The organism is Micromonospora sp. NPDC005171 (genome assembly GCF_040608575.1).
Lineage (GTDB): Bacteria > Actinomycetota > Actinomycetes > Mycobacteriales > Micromonosporaceae > Micromonospora.
In genome coordinates, this window is the sequence record NZ_JBEXIM010000009.1 from 74,259 (window position 1) to 90,108 (window position 15,850).

16 protein-coding genes are annotated in these 15,850 nt (G+C 74.4%); 10 read left to right on the top strand and 6 right to left on the bottom strand.

Annotated elements, in window-relative coordinates; translation table 11 throughout:
• Positions 1–65: 65 nt before the first annotated feature.
• The 3 genes from ABZU74_RS14730 to ABZU74_RS14740 form a co-directional block, all read right to left on the bottom strand.
• Positions 66–1,715 (bottom strand): DNA polymerase Y family protein, encoded by a 1,650-nt coding sequence (locus ABZU74_RS14730; protein WP_355423095.1) that lies wholly within the window; start codon positions 1,713–1,715, stop codon positions 66–68.
• Complete coding sequence (locus ABZU74_RS14735) at positions 1,712–2,437, bottom strand: hypothetical protein (RefSeq protein ID WP_355423098.1); 726 nt, start codon at positions 2,435–2,437, stop codon at positions 1,712–1,714. Before ABZU74_RS14735 ends, ABZU74_RS14730 begins: the two co-directional genes overlap by 4 nt.
• A gap of 102 nt (positions 2,438–2,539) precedes the next feature.
• Positions 2,540–2,989 (bottom strand): SAV_6107 family HEPN domain-containing protein, encoded by a 450-nt coding sequence (locus tag ABZU74_RS14740; protein ID WP_196918924.1) that lies wholly within the window; start codon positions 2,987–2,989, stop codon positions 2,540–2,542.
• Between the two features lie 445 nt (positions 2,990–3,434).
• Here ABZU74_RS14740 and ABZU74_RS14745 point away from each other — a divergent pair, with 445 nt between their 5' ends.
• The 6 genes from ABZU74_RS14745 (at position 3,435) to crtI (ending at position 8,794) form a co-directional block, all read left to right on the top strand.
• Complete coding sequence (locus ABZU74_RS14745) at positions 3,435–3,923, top strand: YbaK/EbsC family protein (RefSeq protein ID WP_355423101.1); 489 nt, start codon at positions 3,435–3,437, stop codon at positions 3,921–3,923.
• A 74-nt stretch (positions 3,924–3,997) separates the two neighbouring features.
• The gene (locus tag ABZU74_RS14750; RefSeq protein WP_355423352.1) at positions 3,998–4,750 is read left to right on the top strand and encodes a monooxygenase; all 753 of its coding nucleotides are present in this window, start codon (positions 3,998–4,000) and stop codon (positions 4,748–4,750) included.
• Positions 4,747–5,298 carry a GNAT family N-acetyltransferase gene (locus ABZU74_RS14755; protein ID WP_355423103.1) on the top strand — a complete coding sequence of 184 codons (552 nt, stop codon included), beginning with the start codon at positions 4,747–4,749 and terminating at the stop codon, positions 5,296–5,298. The genes ABZU74_RS14750 and ABZU74_RS14755 overlap by 4 nt, the downstream gene beginning before the upstream one ends.
• Entirely contained in the window at positions 5,295–6,170 is an 876-nt protein-coding gene (locus ABZU74_RS14760; protein ID WP_355423106.1) for a carotenoid biosynthesis protein, read from the top strand. Before ABZU74_RS14755 ends, ABZU74_RS14760 begins: the two co-directional genes overlap by 4 nt.
• A complete protein-coding gene (locus ABZU74_RS14765) occupies positions 6,167–7,294 on the top strand; it encodes a glycosyltransferase (protein WP_355423109.1) in 1,128 nt (375 codons plus the stop codon). The genes ABZU74_RS14760 and ABZU74_RS14765 overlap by 4 nt, the downstream gene beginning before the upstream one ends.
• 12 nt (positions 7,295–7,306) lie before the next feature.
• The gene (gene crtI / locus ABZU74_RS14770) at positions 7,307–8,794 is read left to right on the top strand and encodes a phytoene desaturase family protein (RefSeq protein WP_355423112.1); all 1,488 of its coding nucleotides are present in this window, start codon (positions 7,307–7,309) and stop codon (positions 8,792–8,794) included.
• 50 nt (positions 8,795–8,844) lie between these two features.
• Here the strand turns inward: crtI and ABZU74_RS14775 are convergent, their stop codons facing one another.
• Both ABZU74_RS14775 and metF read right to left on the bottom strand, forming a co-directional pair.
• On the bottom strand, positions 8,845–9,534 hold the full coding sequence (locus tag ABZU74_RS14775) for a CDP-alcohol phosphatidyltransferase family protein (RefSeq protein ID WP_334499298.1): 690 nt from the start codon (positions 9,532–9,534) through the stop codon (positions 8,845–8,847).
• Positions 9,535–9,578: 44 nt separating this feature from the next.
• Entirely contained in the window at positions 9,579–10,496 is a 918-nt protein-coding gene (gene metF / locus ABZU74_RS14780; RefSeq protein ID WP_355423115.1) for a methylenetetrahydrofolate reductase [NAD(P)H], read from the bottom strand.
• Positions 10,497–10,754: 258 nt separating this feature from the next.
• Between metF and ABZU74_RS14785 the strand changes: the two genes are divergently transcribed.
• Both ABZU74_RS14785 and ABZU74_RS14790 read left to right on the top strand, forming a co-directional pair.
• Positions 10,755–11,144, top strand: coding sequence for a helix-turn-helix domain-containing protein (locus ABZU74_RS14785; RefSeq protein ID WP_355423118.1), 390 nt, complete (start codon positions 10,755–10,757; stop codon positions 11,142–11,144).
• Positions 11,145–11,153: 9 nt separating this feature from the next.
• Entirely contained in the window at positions 11,154–12,236 is a 1,083-nt protein-coding gene (locus ABZU74_RS14790; protein ID WP_355423121.1) for a polyprenyl synthetase family protein, read from the top strand.
• A gap of 147 nt (positions 12,237–12,383) precedes the next feature.
• On the opposite strand, the gene ABZU74_RS14795 is transcribed toward ABZU74_RS14790, so the two are convergent.
• Entirely contained in the window at positions 12,384–12,773 is a 390-nt protein-coding gene (locus tag ABZU74_RS14795; protein ID WP_334499306.1) for an Rv2175c family DNA-binding protein, read from the bottom strand.
• A gap of 188 nt (positions 12,774–12,961) precedes the next feature.
• Between ABZU74_RS14795 and pknB the strand changes: the two genes are divergently transcribed.
• Together pknB and ABZU74_RS14805 are read left to right on the top strand one after the other, a co-directional pair.
• Positions 12,962–14,950, top strand: coding sequence for a Stk1 family PASTA domain-containing Ser/Thr kinase (gene pknB, locus ABZU74_RS14800; RefSeq protein WP_355423124.1), 1,989 nt, complete (start codon positions 12,962–12,964; stop codon positions 14,948–14,950).
• On the top strand, positions 14,950–15,819 hold the full coding sequence (locus tag ABZU74_RS14805) for a deoxyribonuclease IV (protein ID WP_355423127.1): 870 nt from the start codon (positions 14,950–14,952) through the stop codon (positions 15,817–15,819). The genes pknB and ABZU74_RS14805 overlap by 1 nt, the downstream gene beginning before the upstream one ends.
• Positions 15,820–15,850 lie beyond the last annotated feature (31 nt).

The window sequence follows — 15,850 nt, forward strand, 5'->3', positions numbered from 1 at the left end:
CATGAACATGCCTGACAGTCATATCGCTCGTCGGGGCATCCGCCTCCGGCCCGGGGAGCACCGGCTCAGTCATAGATCGCCTCCACCAGCCACTGCCCGGCCTCGACGGCCAGCAGCAGAGCGGCACCGTCGGCCAGGCTGACCTGGAACCGGGCCCGGCGACGGGCCTCGACCGGCGCCCACCACCGCTCGTCCACCGGCCACGGGCCGGCCCAGCCCACGATCTCCGCCGGCTGGCCGGTGCCGACCACCAGCCGGGCCGGTGGGGCACTCACCGCCAACCGCGCGCTGATCACCACCGGCTCACCGGCGGCGTCGTGCACCGTCGCCGCGAGCGGGCTGGGCAGCACCACCGCCGGCGCGGGCGCCGGCAGCCGACCCGGCCACGGCGGAACTCCGCCCCCGCTGCGGTCGGCGGGCCGACCGGCACTGGCGGCCCGGTCGGCGCCGCCGGCGATCGGCTCGCCGGGCAGCGGTGCCGGGCCGGGGCGGGCGGGGACGCGTTCGTCGCCCCACGGCACCAGCCGCACCTGGTCGGCCGGGGAACGCCCACCACCGAGCACCGCGGTGACCACCGCTTCCGGGCCGAGGATGCCCTGCACCCGGCTCAACGCCCGGTGCGCGCGCTCCCGCTCCTCGCCGGTCTCCCCCCAGAGGCCGGCCTGCAGACCGGCCTGGGCGATCACCCCGTCCGGGATCAGTCGCAGTCGGATGATGCCGGCCGTCGGTCGGGCCGGGCGGGCGCCGGCGCGGCCGTTGCTGCCGGAGAGCCACCCGTCGAGCTGCCAGCGCACCCGGTCGGCGATGGCCGCGGCGGTGAGCAGGCCATCGTGCCGCCACACCCGGTGCAGCTCCTGCCCGTGCTCGGTGACCGCCTCGATGCCGAGCCGGGTGCAGGCCAGCCCGTGCCCGGCCAGCCGCTCGTGCAGCTGCTCGGCCAGTGCCCGGGCCACGAACGCCGCCGCGTCGACCCGGTCGATCGGCTCGTCGTGCTCCGCGGTCACCGTCAGATCGGCCGGTGGTTGCCGGACGGCGAGTGGGCGGTGGTCCCGTCCGGCGGCCAGCCGGTGGGCCAGCGCACCGTCGAACCCGAACCGGGCCAGCACATCGCCGGCTGGCAGGGCGGCGAAGTCGCCGAGGGTGCGCACCCCCAGCCGGCGCAGCAGGTCGGCCAGCGCCGACCGGCCGAGCGCCTCGACCGGCAACCCGGCCAGGAACTCCGGTGTCCCGCCCGGGGCCACCACCCGGCCGGCGCGAGCGGCCAACCCGGCCGCGAACACCCCGTCGGCGATGCCGACCTGGCTCTCCACCAGGCACGACTGGGCCACGTGCTCGATGATCCGCTCGGCGGCCGCCTCCTCGCCGCCGAGGTAACGGCCCGGCCCCCGGGCGGCCACCGCGCAGGCACCCGGACGGACCACCTCGACCCCGGCGACCAACTCCTCCACCGCCGCGACCACCGGCTCGAACGCCCGGGCGTCCCGGCCGGGGTCGTACTCCACGACGGTGAGCTGTGGGCAGCGACCCTGCGCCTCCCGCTTGCGCAACCCTCGACGCACCCCCTCGGCGCGGGCCTGCTCGGAGCAGGCGACCACCCGGTTGGCGTGCAGCACGGCGACCGGGCCGGTCGCCGGCACCCCGTCGACGATCTCGGCGGCGAGCACCGGCCAGTCCGGGCACCACAGCAGCAGCGTGCGTGCCGGCGCGCCGGTCACCCCCGACCGACCAGTGCGAGTGGCGCGGCCGATCGGCCCACGGGCGACGGCAGCGTACGAGGGATCACCCGGGTCAGCTCGTCACCCGGGAGCCAGACCTTGATCTCCTTGGGTCGGGCGGCCGCCCCGCGCCCGCGCGCCGAGACGGTGATCTCCCGACGGCGCAACCGCCCCCGGCCCAGCCCGAGCCCCTCCCAGACCCCACGGACCACCTGCAGCGTCACGTCCGCGCCGTCCCACCGGCCGTACGGGACGAGCACGCTGCCGCGCTGCCGGGCCCGGGCGGCCAATCGGGAGGCGACCGAGGCGGAGACCGAGGCCGGCACGCTGGTGACCACGACGTCCACCCCGTCGATCAGCGCGGCGACCACGGTGGCCCACTCGGGGCCGGGGTTCGGCACCAGGGCCAACCGGTCCAGGGCGATGCCCAACTCAGCCGCCGCGCCCGCGCCGAACGTCGGCACCCCGACCACGGCGCACCACGAGCCGGCCCGGGACGCCTCGGCGAGCAGGGCCAGCATCAGCGAGGTGCCACCGCTGCGGCGGGGCTGGCCGGCGGCGACCGCGATGGTGCTGCCCCGGCGCAGGCCCCGGTTGGGCAGCAGACCGGTCAGCTCGGGCACCACCGGCAGCACCCGGTGCCCACCGACCGGGTCGGGGGCGCTCGCCGGGCGCACCAGATCGGCCAGCGCGGCGGAACCGACCACCATGCGGCCCGCCATTGGACCAACTCCCCCGTCGTTGCTGTGGATCAGATCAGGACCGGCACGCCGTGCCACCGGCCGCCCGGCTCCCCCCGCGGGGCGGCCGGTGGCACGGCGGGATCAGGCGGCGAGACCGTCCAGGGCCGGTTGGTGGGCCACGCCGAGCGCGGTTTCCACCACCGTGACGAACTGTTCGGCGGCGCGGAGCAGATCGTCGGCCTCCCGGGCGCTGACCACCCGGGGGATGCCAGCCTCGGCGGCGGCGCGCTTACTGGCCCCCGCGGCGAAGAACCGGGACCACTCGTCGAGCTCCGGAGCGACGGCGCAGAGGAGGACCCAGACACTGGTGATCCGGTTGCGCCGAGTCGGCGCGGGTCGGGCCCGGGCGGCGAGCAGGGCCGCCGCCGCGCGCAGGGCAGCCAGGTGGGCAGCCGCGTAGCGCAGGCCGTCAGGTCGGGTCTGGCCGGCCTCGACCAGCCCACGGCGGGCCAACGTGAGGAGCTGGGCGGGGGTGCGGTGCGGCAGCACGTGCGCCGGCACCGTCGGTGCCTGAGCCGGGTTAGTCGGCATGAATGTCTCTCCTCCACGTGGCCGAGACGTCACTCCGGCGGCTGATGCCACCGACGCGACGCCGAGGTCGAGGTGGTGCGGAGGAAGACGCACCGGGTGTGGCCGGCCGGGTGTGGATGCTTCCCCACACCACACCCGGCCGGCGGACCGGCGGGTGCGTCGCCCGCCGCCCGGGGGTCGTGGGCGGCGGGCAACGCTCCTGCCTGTTGGGACCAGGCTCGCGACTGCCCGGAAACCCAGGTGCGGCCCGCGGAGCCGCACCGCCCGGAGGTGGCGCCGCGAAACGCCGCGCTCCGGCTGGTTGGAACGGGCGTTCGAGGCAATCGAACACTCGTTCTAACTGCTGCTGACAGTACACCTCCCCTCCGACGAAAATGCAACGTGTGACGCGCCGAGCGTGCCGGGCGGCTGAACCGGCCACCAGCGGACCGGGAAGAATGGCGGGATGCAGCCACACCCGAACGTACGGGCGGTGCAGGACGCGCTCACCGCCGCCGGCACACTCGACGGCGCCGGTGAGCCCAGCATGGTCCGTCTGCTGCCCGACGCGGTGCACACCGCCGCGGCGGCCGCCGAGGCGCTCGACGTCGCGGTCGGTCAGATCGCCAACTCACTGATCTTCGACGCGGACGACACGCCGCTGCTCGTCCTCACCTCCGGCGCGCACCGGGTCGACACCGCCGGTCTGGCGGCATCGATCGGCGTCACCCGACTGCGCCGGGCCACCCCGGAGTTCGTCCGGGCCCACACCGGGCAGCCGATCGGCGGGGTCGCCCCACTCGGGCACCCGCACCCGCTGCGCACACTGGTGGACACGGCACTGGCGGCGTACCCGGAGATCTGGGCCGCTGGTGGTGTACCCCAGGCGGTCTTCCCGACCACCTACACCGAGCTGTTGCGGGTCACCGCCGGCACCCCGGCCGAGGTGGCGTGAGCGAGCGGAGCGAGCTGACCAGCAGGCACAGCAGCGACGCGCTCGCGCCGCCGCGAAGCGGAGACGCGAGCGAGCTGACCAGCAGGCACGGCAGCGACGCTCCGGAGTTGGTCACGCTGCACGTGTGGCGGACCTCCCGCGGCGCGCTGCCCCGGGCGCTGACCCGGATGGCGCTGGACCCCCGCCGGTTGCGGGCCCTCCCGGGCGTCCGGTTCGGCAAACTGCTGGGCACCGGGACCGGCACCGACTTCGGGCCGAGGGACGCCGACCTGACCCGGTGGGCGGCGCTGACCGTCTGGGACTCCCCCGCCGCGGCGGCCGACTTCGACGACTCGTCGGTCGGGCGGGCCTGGGCGCGCATCGCCCACGCCCAGGCCCGGATCGACCTGCGCCCGCTGACCAGCCGGGGCGAGTGGTCCGGCCAGCGGCCGTTCGGTGACCCGCCGGGCGGCCGGGTCACCGGCCCGGTGCTGGCACTGACCCGGGCCCGGCTGCGGGCCCGTCGGGCTGCCACCTTCTGGCGGGCGATCCCGCCAGTGGCCGCCGCCCTGCGCGACGCGCCCGGGTTGCTGGCCCGGTTCGGGGTCGGAGAGGCCCCGTTGGGCTGGCAGGGCACGGTGAGCGTGTGGCGCGACCCGACGGACCTGGTGGCGTTCGCGTACCGTCACCCGGAGCACCGGGCGGCGATCATGCGAACCCCCACCGCGGGCTGGTACGCCGAGGAGTTGTTCGCCCGGTTCGAGGTGCGCGACGTGGTCGGCGACCGGTCGGTGCTCGGGTGGGTCGCCGACGGCGGCCCGGAAACGGTGAAGGGTGGACGGGCATGAGGTTGGTGCGCTGGACGCCGGACGATCTCGTCCGGCGGCTGGACGACGTGGTGGCCGTCTACGGCGAGGCGATGGGATACCGCACCGACCTGCTGGAGGCCCGGCGCGGTTACATCGCCACCCACGTCCGCCGGCCGGGTTTCCGGGCGGTCGCCAGCCTGACCAGCGAGGGTCACCTGGCCGGCTTCGGCTACGGCTACCTGGGCGCCTCCGGTCAGTGGTGGCACGACCAGGTGCACCGCGCGCTGGACGCCCCGACCCGCACGCGCTGGCTCACCCACTGCTTCGAGGTGGTCGAGCTGCACGTCCGGCCACCGGCGCAGGGGCACGGGCTGGGCACCGGTCAGCTGCGCGCGCTGCTCGGCATGGCGGAGGGCGACACCACGCTGCTGTCCACCCCGGAGGCCGACGAACAAACCTCACGGGCCTGGCGGTTGTACCGACGGTTCGGCTTCGTCGACGTGCTGCGCGACTTCCACTTCCCCGGCGACGAGCGACCGTTCGGCGTACTCGGTCGGGATCTACCGCTCGAGCCACCGACGTCATGACCCGGCGGATCTCCTGGACGCTGCTCGCCGTCCTGGTGCTCGCCCAGATCTGCTACCCGCTCACCACCGGCGCCACCCGGGCCGGGCTCACCGTGGCCACCGTTGTCCTCGGTTGGCTGCTCTCGGTCGGCCACGCGCTGCTCAGTCGGGGCCCGCGGGTGGCGGCGGCGCTGGTCGCTGTGGCCACCGGCGGCGGGTTCGCGATCGAGGCGATCGGGGTGGCCACCGGCGTGCCGTTCGGCAGCTACGACTACTCCGGTGAGCTGGGCCCCAAGCTGGCCGGAGTGCCACTGATCATTCCCCTGGCCTGGACCTGGATGGCCTGGCCGGCCTGGCTGGCAGCGGTCCGACTGACCGGCGGCAGTGCCCCGACGGTCGACGGCAGCACGTCAACGGCCGGCGGCGGGCCGACGGTGGGTCGATGGGTGGGGCGGATCGCGCTGGCCACTGTGGGGCTGGCCGCGTGGGACCTCTTCCTCGACCCGCAGATGGTGGCCGAGGGCTACTGGGTCTGGCGCGACGCCACCCCGGCCCTGCCCGGCCTGGCCGGCATCCCAGTCAGCAACTACCTGGGCTGGCTGCTCTTCGCGGTGCTGATGATGAGCGCGCTGCGCCCGCTGGCCGGACCGGCCGCCGAGCGCACCGACCAGCGGGACCACCCGATGCTCGCGCTCTACCTGTGGACGTACTTCTCCAGCATCCTGGCCCACGCCGTCTTCCTCGACCTGCCCGCCTCGGCGCTCTGGGGCGCCGCCGGCATGGCCGTGACCGCCGTACCCCTGACGGTGACCCTGCTGCGCGCCCAGCGCAGCCGTCACCTCCGGCCGCAGGCCCACCAGCCACACCGCCCCGGCGTCGACGCGACCCGATGACCGTCCTGCTCGCCCTGCTGCTCGCCGTCGCCGCGTTGACCGGACACACCTGGCTCAACGCCGGCCGCTGGCTGCGACGGCCCACCGACCGGCCCGAGGACGTCGACGAACCGGTGGCCGTGCTGCTGCCGCTGCGCGACGAGGCCACCCGGGTCACCCCCTGCCTGCGCGCCCTGCTGGCCCAGCGCGGTGTACCCGGGCTGCGCGTCGTGGTCCTCGACGACGGGTCCACCGACGGCACCGCCGACGTGGTCCGCGCGGTGGCCGGCGACGACCCCCGGGTCACGCTGCTCACCGGGGTCGCCCCGCCACCGGGCTGGCTGGGCAAGCCGCACGCCTGCTGGCAGCTGGCCACCCGGGCCGACCCGGACGCCACCGCGCTGGTCTTCGTCGACGCCGACGTGGTGCTCGCCCCGCACGCCGTGGCCGCTGCCGTCACCGAGTTGCGCGCCGCCCGGGCGACGCTGCTGTCGCCGTACCCCCGGATCGTGGTGGCGACGGCGGCCGACCGGTTGGTGCAGCCGCTGTTGCAGTGGCTCTGGTTGACCTTCCTGCCGCTGCGCGCGATGGAACGCTCGCCGCGGCCGTCGCTGGCCGCGGCGGGCGGGCAGTTCCTGGTGGTGGACCGGGCCGGCTACACCGTCGCCGGCGGGCACGCCTCGGTCGCCGACAAGATCCTTGAGGACGTCGAGCTGGCCCGGGCGGTCAAGCGGTCCGGCGGGCGGATCGCCCTGGCCGACGGCTCCCGGCTGGCCACCTGCCGGATGTACGACGACTGGCCGCAACTGCGCGACGGGTACTCGAAGTCGCTGTGGGCGTCGTTCGGGCACCCGGGCGCGGCGGCGGCCGTGGTGGCCGCGCTGTTGCTGCTCTACACCGCCCCACCGCTGATCGCGCTGGCGGGTGCGGCGGCCGGCGCACCGGGGGTGGCCGCCGTGGGCCTGGCCGGCTATCTGCTCGGGGTGACCGGACGGGTGCTCACCGCCCGCGCGACCGGAGGACGGTGCTGGCCCGACGCGCTCGCACACCCCGTGTCGGTCGTGGTCCTCGGTTGGCTGACCCTGCGGTCGTACCATCTGCGAAAGCGACGCCGCCTGACCTGGCGGGGCCGCCCGGTCACCTAGGGAGGACGCGGCATGGCGCGGATCGTGGTCGTCGGCGCCGGGGTGGGTGGCCTCGCCACCGCCGCCCGGCTGGCCGCTACCGGGCACCAGGTGACCGTCTTCGAGGCCGCGGACGCGGTCGGCGGCAAGCTCGGCCGGTACGCCCACGACACCCCGGCCGGGTCGTTCCACTTCGACACCGGGCCGAGCCTGCTCACCCTGCCCGAGGTCTTCCACGACCTGTTCGAGGCGACCGGGGCGAAGCTCGACGAATATCTGGACCTCGTCCCGCTGGACCCGATCGTCCGGCACGTCTTCGCCGACGGTGGCCCGACCCTGGACTCGTGCGCCGACCCGGTGGAGTTCACCGCCCGGATCGGGGCCGCCTTCGGTGACCGGGCGGCAGCCGACTGGCAGCGGCTGTGGCGCCGGGCCGAGCGGGTGTGGAACGCCTCCTCGCGGGACATCCTGCGCCGCGCCGTCGACTCTCCCCGCGACCTGGCGTCGCTGGCCTGGCGCGTCGGTGACCTGGCCGCCATCGCCCCGGGTCGCAGTCTGCGCGGCCTGGGCCGCCGGCACCTGTCCGACCCCCGGCTGCGGATGCTGCTGGACCGGTACGCCACCTACACCGGCGCCGACCCACGTCGGGCACCGGCGGCGCTGGTCGCCGTCCCCTACGCCGAGTTGGCCTTCGGCGGCTGGTACCTGCGCGGCGGGCTGGGCACGCTCGCCGACGCGCTGCTGACCCGCTGCCTGGACCTCGGCGTGGTCGTGCAGACCGACGCCACGGTCACCCGGATCGACGCCACCGGCGGCCGGGTGCACGGGGTACGCCTCGCCGGCGTCACCGCCCCGGTGCCCGCCGACGTGGTCGTGGCCAACGTGGACGCGCTCACCGTCTACCGTGACCTGCTGCCGCACCCGCGTCGGCTGGCCGCGCTGACCGACCGCAGCCTCGCCGGCTTCGTGCTGCTGCTCGGCGTCTCCGGCAGCACCGGGCTGGCCCACCACAACGTCTTCTTCCCGAACGACTACGACGCCGAGTTCGACGCGGTCTTCGGTGACCCCGGGCGCGGCGTACGGGCCCGACCGGCGGTCGACCCGACGGTGTTCGTCACAGTGGCCGACGACCCGATGGTCCGCCCAGCCGGGCACGAGGCGTTGTTCGTGCTGGTCAACGCCCCCCGTCAGGGCACCGCGGCGGGCGCTGTCGACTGGCGACGCCCGGGACTGGCCGACGCGTACGCCGACCGGATCCTCGACGTGCTGGCGCGGCGCGGCGTGGACGTGCGGGACCGGCTGCTGTTCCGCGAGATCCGCACCCCCGCCGACCTGGACGTGGCGACCGGCGCGCCGGGTGGCTCGATCTACGGCACCGCCGGTGGACTGCTCCGCCCGGCCAACCGGGGTCCGGCGAACGGGCTGTGGCTGGTGGGTGGCTCCACCCACCCGGGCGGCGGGTTGCCGATGGTGACCCTCTCCGCGCAGATCGTCGCCGACGAGATCGGCCCCGCCTGGTAGACCCGGCGTTGCTGTCAGCCGGCGCCGGTCTCTTCTGCGGGTGTCTGTCTTCAGCCGGCGTCGAGCAGGGCGCGGCGGATGCTGGAGAGCAGTTGCCCCAGGCCGAAACCGGCAAGTAGCACCCAGACCGCGGTCGCCATGGTGATGGTGCCGGCGGCCAGGTCCGGCTCGATCAGGCCGGCGAGCCCGGCGACCAGCAAGCCGGCCAGCGCCACCGAGACCCGGGTGGGCCGTTCGCCCACGGTCACCGCGCCGATCTCCCGCATGCCGGCGGCGACCGCCCGCGCTCGGACGTACTCGTGCAACCAGGACAGCGCGCCGCCCGCGACGACCAGCCCACCCGGCGCGCCCACCAGCCAGAACGCCAGCAGCCACGCCACCTCGCCGAGCCGGTCGGCGACCGAGTCGTAGACGTAGCCGAGCCGGGTGGTGCGACCGGTGGCGACCGCCACCGCGCCGTCCACGCTGTCCGCGACGGCGGCGAGCAGCACGAACAGCGCGCCGAGGAACGGCCCGTCCCCCGGCCGGCCCACCAGCAACGGTACGCAGAAGCAGAGCAGCACCCCGGCCACCGTGACCGCGGTGGGGCTGACCCGCAGCCGGCCCAACACATATCCGACGTGGTACGCGAATCGCAGCCAGGCACGCACCACCGGCGCCGCGACCCGAGGGTCGAACCCGCCGTGCAACCGCGCCCACGCCGTGGCGTACTGATCCCAGTTCAGCTGTGTGCCCACCACGGATCAACCGTCGTGCCGGGCAACAGGTGTCGCAGGCGCAGCGTTCACACGCGGGCGCCGACCTTCAGGTTCTGCCAGACCTCGCGGGTCGCGGTGGACCTGTTGAGGGTGATGAAGTGGATTCCCGGGACGCCCTCGTCCAGCAGCCGGCGGCACATCTCGCTGGCCTGCTCGATGCCGAGCCGGCGGACGGCGTCCGGGTCGCCGGCGACGCGTTCGAAGCGGGCCGCCAACTCCGGTGGGAACGGCGCGCCGGACAGCTGCACGGACCGCTCGATGGTGCCGATCTGGGTCACCGGCATCACCCCGGCCAGGATCGGGGTGTCACAGCCGGCAGCGGCCACCCGGTCGCGTAGCCGCAGGTAGTCGTCGGCGTCGAAGAACATCTGCGTGACCGCGAACTCCGCGCCGGCCCGACACTTGCGGACGAACTGGGCGGTGTCGGTGGCCACGTCGGGCGAGCGGGGGTGCTTGTACGGGAAGGCGGCCACGCCGACGCTGAAGTCGCCGGCGTCGCGCACCAGCCGGACCAGGTCCTCGGCGTAGTCCACCCCCTCGGGGTGGCGGATCCACTCGCCGCCCGGATTGCCCGGGGGGTCGCCACGAACGGCCAGCACGTTGCGCACGCCCACCCCGGCGAGCCGGCCGACCACGTGCCGCAGCTCGGCGACGGAGTGGTTGACCGCGGTCAGGTGGGCCATCGGCAGCAGTGTGGTTTCGGTGGCGATCCGCTCGGTCACCGCCACGGTGGTGTCCCGCGTCGAGCCGCCGGCGCCGTACGTGATCGACACGAACGACGGACGCAGGGACTCCAGCTCGCGGATGGCCTGCCAGAGCAGCTGCTCCCCCGCCTCGGTCTTGGGCGGGAAGAACTCGAACGAGAAGGTCGGCTGGTGCTCACGGATGAGCTCCCCGATCGCCGGCTGCGGATTGGGGAGTGTCGAGGGAAGACCGAGCGCCACGACCCGACTCTAGCGGTCAATGGCACCAGGACCCAGGCCCTTCCCACCCAGCGGCGGGCCCGCCCGGTCCGCCCGACCGATGGGCGGGGGTCGCCCGGGCGGAAAGGCGTCGTACCTCCGAGGTAGGAAAGGGCGGTGCGGGAGGGGCGGCGGGGGTGGTCCCGGTCTCGTGCGGGGGTCAGCAACCGAGCGGTGACGCCGGTCCCGTCCGGTCGGGTGGGTGGGTCGTCACCGCACCGACGCCCGCCAGGAGGACCCATGATCCCGCCCGCATCGCCGCGCCCCGCGCAGCTCGGGCCGCTGCTGGCCCGGTGCCGACTGGCCCGGGGCTGGAGCCAGCAGCGAGCCGCCGCCGAGCTGTGTGCCGCCGCCGGGGTGCCGACGTTGAGTCGGCACGAGATTTCCCGGTGGGAGCGACAGCGTCGCGTGCCGGGCGGGTTCTGGCTCGGCTGGCTCGCCGTCGTCCTGGACGTGCCGCTGGTGGTGCTCGCCGAGGCCGCCGCGGCCGCCCGTCGGGCCGGCTCGACGCGGGCCACCGGGCCGGGCCGCGCCGCGGTGGCCGGCGGGCGACCGAGTGGGCGCACGGGTCCCGGCCGCACCGGCGGGACCACGCGTGGCGGTGGAGCACGAACCATGACGACCGGCTAGCGTCGAGGCGTGACCCACGCTGCTCCCGTGTCCCCCGTCGACCGCGCCGGCCTGCGGGAGCGGATCGACAAGGCCCTCACCGAGTTCCTGGCCGGCCAACGGGTCCGGCTCGCCGCCGTGGACGACGCGCTGGGTCCGGTGGCCGAGGCGATCGAGGCGTTCGTGCTCGGCGGCGGCAAGCGGCTGCGTCCGGCATTCGCGTACTGGGGGTTCCGGGGGGCCGGCGGGGTGGACGGCGACCAGGTGCTCACCGCCCTGGCCGCGCTGGAGTTCGTCCAGGCCAGCGCCCTGATCCACGACGACCTGATGGACCGTTCCGACACCCGTCGCGGCGAGCCGGCGGTACACCGGCGCTTCGCCACCCGGCACCGGGAGGCCGGCTGGGGCGGCGACCCGGACGGTTTCGGCGACGCCGCGGCCATCCTGCTCGGTGACCTCTGCCTGGTCTGGTCCGACGAGCTGCTGCACTCCGCCGGACTGGACCTGTGGTCGTTGGCCCGGGCCCGGCCGGTCTTCGACGAGATGCGCACGGAGGTCACCGTCGGGCAGTACCTCGACGTGTTGACGCAGGTCACCGGGGACACCTCGGTGGAACGGGCCAGCAAGGTCGCCCGGTACAAGTCCGCGAAGTACACGGTCGAGCGTCCGATGCTGCTCGGCGCCGCGCTGGCCGACGCGCCGGAGGAGGTGCGAACGGCCTACTCGGCGTACGGGCTGCCGTTGGGCGAGGCGTTCCAGCTCCGCGACGACGTGCTGGGGGTCTTCGGTGACCCGGCGCTGACCGGCAAGCCGGCCGGGGACGATCTGCGCGAGGGCAAGCGCACCTACCTGGTGGCGGCGGCCGTGGAGGCCACCGACGACGCGGGCCGCGAGCTGCTGCTCGGCCGGCTCGGCGACCCGGAGCTGGACGAGCAGGGGGTGGCCCGGCTCCGCGAGGTGATCTCGGGAAGTGGGGCACTGGCCCGCACCGAGCAGCGGATCGTCACGCTCACCGACACCGCCCTGGCCGCCCTGACCGCCGTCGACCTCGACACCGAGGCCCGCCAAGCCCTGGTGGACCTGGCCATAGCCGCAACCCGCCGAGCCGACTAACCCCGCCCCACCCGGCCCCGGCCCCCGGTGTTGATCATGAAGTTATTGCCACGACACGCCGAGCGGGCTGGCAATAACTTCATGATCAACGGGGACGGGAGGCGCGGAGGCGGCGGGAGCGGGCGGCGGGGGCGGGCGAGCGGCGGGTCAGAAGCCTTGGGCTTGGGCTCGGCGTTTTACCTCGCGGGCCTGGTCGCCGGAGAGGGCGGCGGCTGGGGTGGCGCCGGGGAGGGTGTCGTCCGGCTCGTAGAGCCAGCGCAGGGCAGCCTCGTCGTCGTAGCCGTTGTCGGCGAGCAGGTTGAGCACGCCGGGCAGGTGCTTGAGCACGGTCTGGTTGGCAACCAGGTCCGCTGGGATCCGGCGGACGCCGTCGCGGCGGACCGCCAGCAGCTCCCGGTCACGGATCATCTGGTGCACCTTGCTGATCGACACGTCGAGGCGTTCGGCGACGTCGGGCAGGGTCAACCAGCCGGCCGGGTCGGTGGGTCCGGCGAGCTCCAGGCCGGGCGCGGCCTGGTCGGGTACGGGTTCGGTCACCCGACCACCCTGCCACGCCATCGCCGCGACGAGCCACCGGCACCCCGGGCGACCCATCGGCGCCCACTCTGTTGATCGCCGCTGACCAGCAAATAAGGGGCGACGAGCGCGGCGGGACGGGCCGGTTCGGCGTACGGCTGTAGCATCCTGTTCATCCTTCACCCCCTGGACACATAGACTGCCTGCCGATGGACACTCAGGTCGCCGACACGTTGCTGGGCTCGCTTATCGACGGGCGCTACCGCATTCGCGGTCGCGTGGCCCGTGGTGGCATGGCGACCGTGTACACCGCCACCGACGAACGCCTTGAGCGCACCGTCGCTGTCAAGATCATTCACCCGACCCAGGCGAGCGAGGCACGAGCCCGGATCGCCAACTTCGTGGCCCGGTTCACCGACGAGGCGAAGACCATCGCCCGGTTGACCCACCCGAACGTGGTGGCGGTCTACGACCAGGGCACGCACGCCGGTCTGCCGTACCTGGTGATGGAGTACGTCCGTGGTCGCACGCTGCGCGACGTGCTGGCCGAGCGACGCCGACTCAACCCGGACGAGGCGCTGGCCATCACCGAGCAGATGCTCGCCGCGATCGCCGCCGCGCACCGGGCCGGGCTCGTGCACCGCGACGTCAAACCGGAGAACGTGCTGGTCGCGGAGGCGCCTACCGGCGGCGTCGCCAACCTGGTCGACAGCGTCGTGAAGGTGGCCGACTTCGGGCTGGCCCGGGCGGTCGAGGCGAGCGCCGACGAGGAGCAGGGCAATCAGCTGATGGCGACCGTGGCGTACGTCGCCCCGGAGCTGGTCACCGAGGGCCGCGCCGATCCGCGCACGGACGTCTACTCGGCCGGCATCGTGCTGTTCGAGATGCTCAGCGGCCGCGTGCCGTACGACGGGGACCGCCCGGTGGACGTCGCCTGGCAGCACGTCGACCGGGACGTGCCGGCGCCCTCGACGCTGGTGCCGGGCCTGCCGTCGATCCTCGACGACCTGGTGCAGCGGGCCACTCGACGTGATCCCGGCGCACGGCCCGCAGACGCCGGCGCACTCCTGGCCGAGGTGCAGGTTGCCCGGGATCGTCTGGGCGACGCCAACAGCCACACCGCCGTACTCAGCCCGATCAGCGACGCACCGTCGCTCTCCCAGCCGACCATGATGGTCGCGACGGTCCAGCCGCCCAACCGCCCGTCGTGGGCACGACTACCGGAGGGGGCCAGCAGCCAGGGGCCGGGGCGGCGTCGGGCCGCCCCGGAGCCGGCGGAGGGCCTGGGTGCCCGGCTCGCCGCGCTGCGCAGCACGGTGCTGAGCGACCCTCGTGGCCGGCTGGCCGTCGCTGCCGTGGTGGTGACGCTGGGCCTGGTGGCCGCGATCGGGGGTTGGTGGTTCGGCGTCGGCCGCTACACGGACGCTCCGCAGCTGGTGAGCCTGACCAAGGCGCAGGCGCAGGCGCAGGCCGACCGCGCGGGGCTCGTCCTCAAGTACGCCGAGCCGCGCTTTGACGAGAAGACCCCGAAGGACAGCGTGCTGGGGCAGAGCCCGGCGTCCGCTGCCAAGATCGTCAAGGGTGGCACGATCACCCTGACCCTCTCCCTCGGCCCGGAGCGTTTCCCCGTACCGGACGTGATCGGCAAGGAGTTCGAGCTGGCCGAGGCGGACTTGGTCAACGCGAAGTTGGTGGTGGCCAAGGGCACCGCCCGCTACGACGACAGCCTGCCGGCCGGGGTCGTGGTGGACAGCTCCCCCAAGGTGGGCGCCGAGGTCAAACCAGGTGCGAAGGTCACCCTCATTCTGAGCCGGGGTAGGGCGCCGGTGACGGTGCCGAACCTGGTCGGCAAGAGCCTGACCGAGGCCCGGACGACCCTGGCCCAGCTCAACCTGGTGCTGGTGGAGAACTACAAGGACTCCGACAAGCCGAAGGACGAGATCCTCGGCCAGAGCCCGGCCGATGGCGCCGGCGTGGAGAAGGGCACCTCGGTCAAGCTGGACGTCAGCAAGGGGCCGCCGCTGATCGTCATGCCACGGGTGATCGACCTGCCGTGCCAGCAGGCCAAGCAGGCGTTGGAGGGTCAGGGCTTCCCGGTGGCGGTCGCGATCAACCCGAACGCCGTGGTCCGGATCCAGCTGCCGGGTGAGAATTCGCAGGTGGCGCCCGGCACCCCGGTCACCCTGACGTGCTTCTGATGCCGACGATCTCCGCGCGGCCGGTGGGCACGCACACGCCGACCTCGGGTGGGCTGGCGAAGGCTGCCCTGCCGTACGCCGACACGACCGGTGCGCGGGTGGTGCAGGTCTACGTCTCCAACTCGCGCGGCTGGGCACTGCCCGACGGCGATCCGGGGCAGGACGCCCTGTTCCGCGACGGTTGCGCCGAGCGGGGCATTCCCGCGTTCATCCACGCCGCGCTGCTGGTCAACCTGGGCTCGCCCACCCCGGCCACTGTCGAGAAGTCGGCCCAGACGCTGGCGCACGCGCTGCGTCGGGGCGTGGCGATCGGCGCGCGGGGAGTGGTGTTCCACGCGGGCAGTTCGGTGGACGAGGGGCACGCCGAGGCGGCGATGCGACAGGTCCGCGAGGTGTTGCTGCCGCTGCTCGACTGGGCCGCCGACGCTGGCGGGCCGATGTTGCTGGTCGAGCCGAGCGCGGGCGGAGGCCGGTCACTGGCCTCCCGGGTGGAGCAGCTCGGGCCCTACCTGGACGCGGTGGACCGGCACCCCATGCTCGGGGTCTGCTTCGACACCTGCCACGCCTGGGCGGCCGGGCACGACCTGGCGGCCGAGGGTGGCATGACGGCGACCCTGGACACCCTGGTGGCGACTGTCGGTGCGGACCGGCTGCGGCTGGTCCACGCCAACGACTCGAAGGATCTGTGCGGCTCCACCCGGGACCGGCACGAGAACATCGGCAAGGGCAGCATCGGCGAGCCCGCCTTCGCCGAGCTGATGGCCCACCCGGCGACCGCTGGTGTCCCGGTCGTCGTGGAGACCCCCAGCGAGAAGCACGTGGGTCACGCCGCCGACATCAGCACCCTCACCCGCCTGTCCCACCCCTGACCCTCCCCGCGTCCCTCACCCGCCCCGGTGA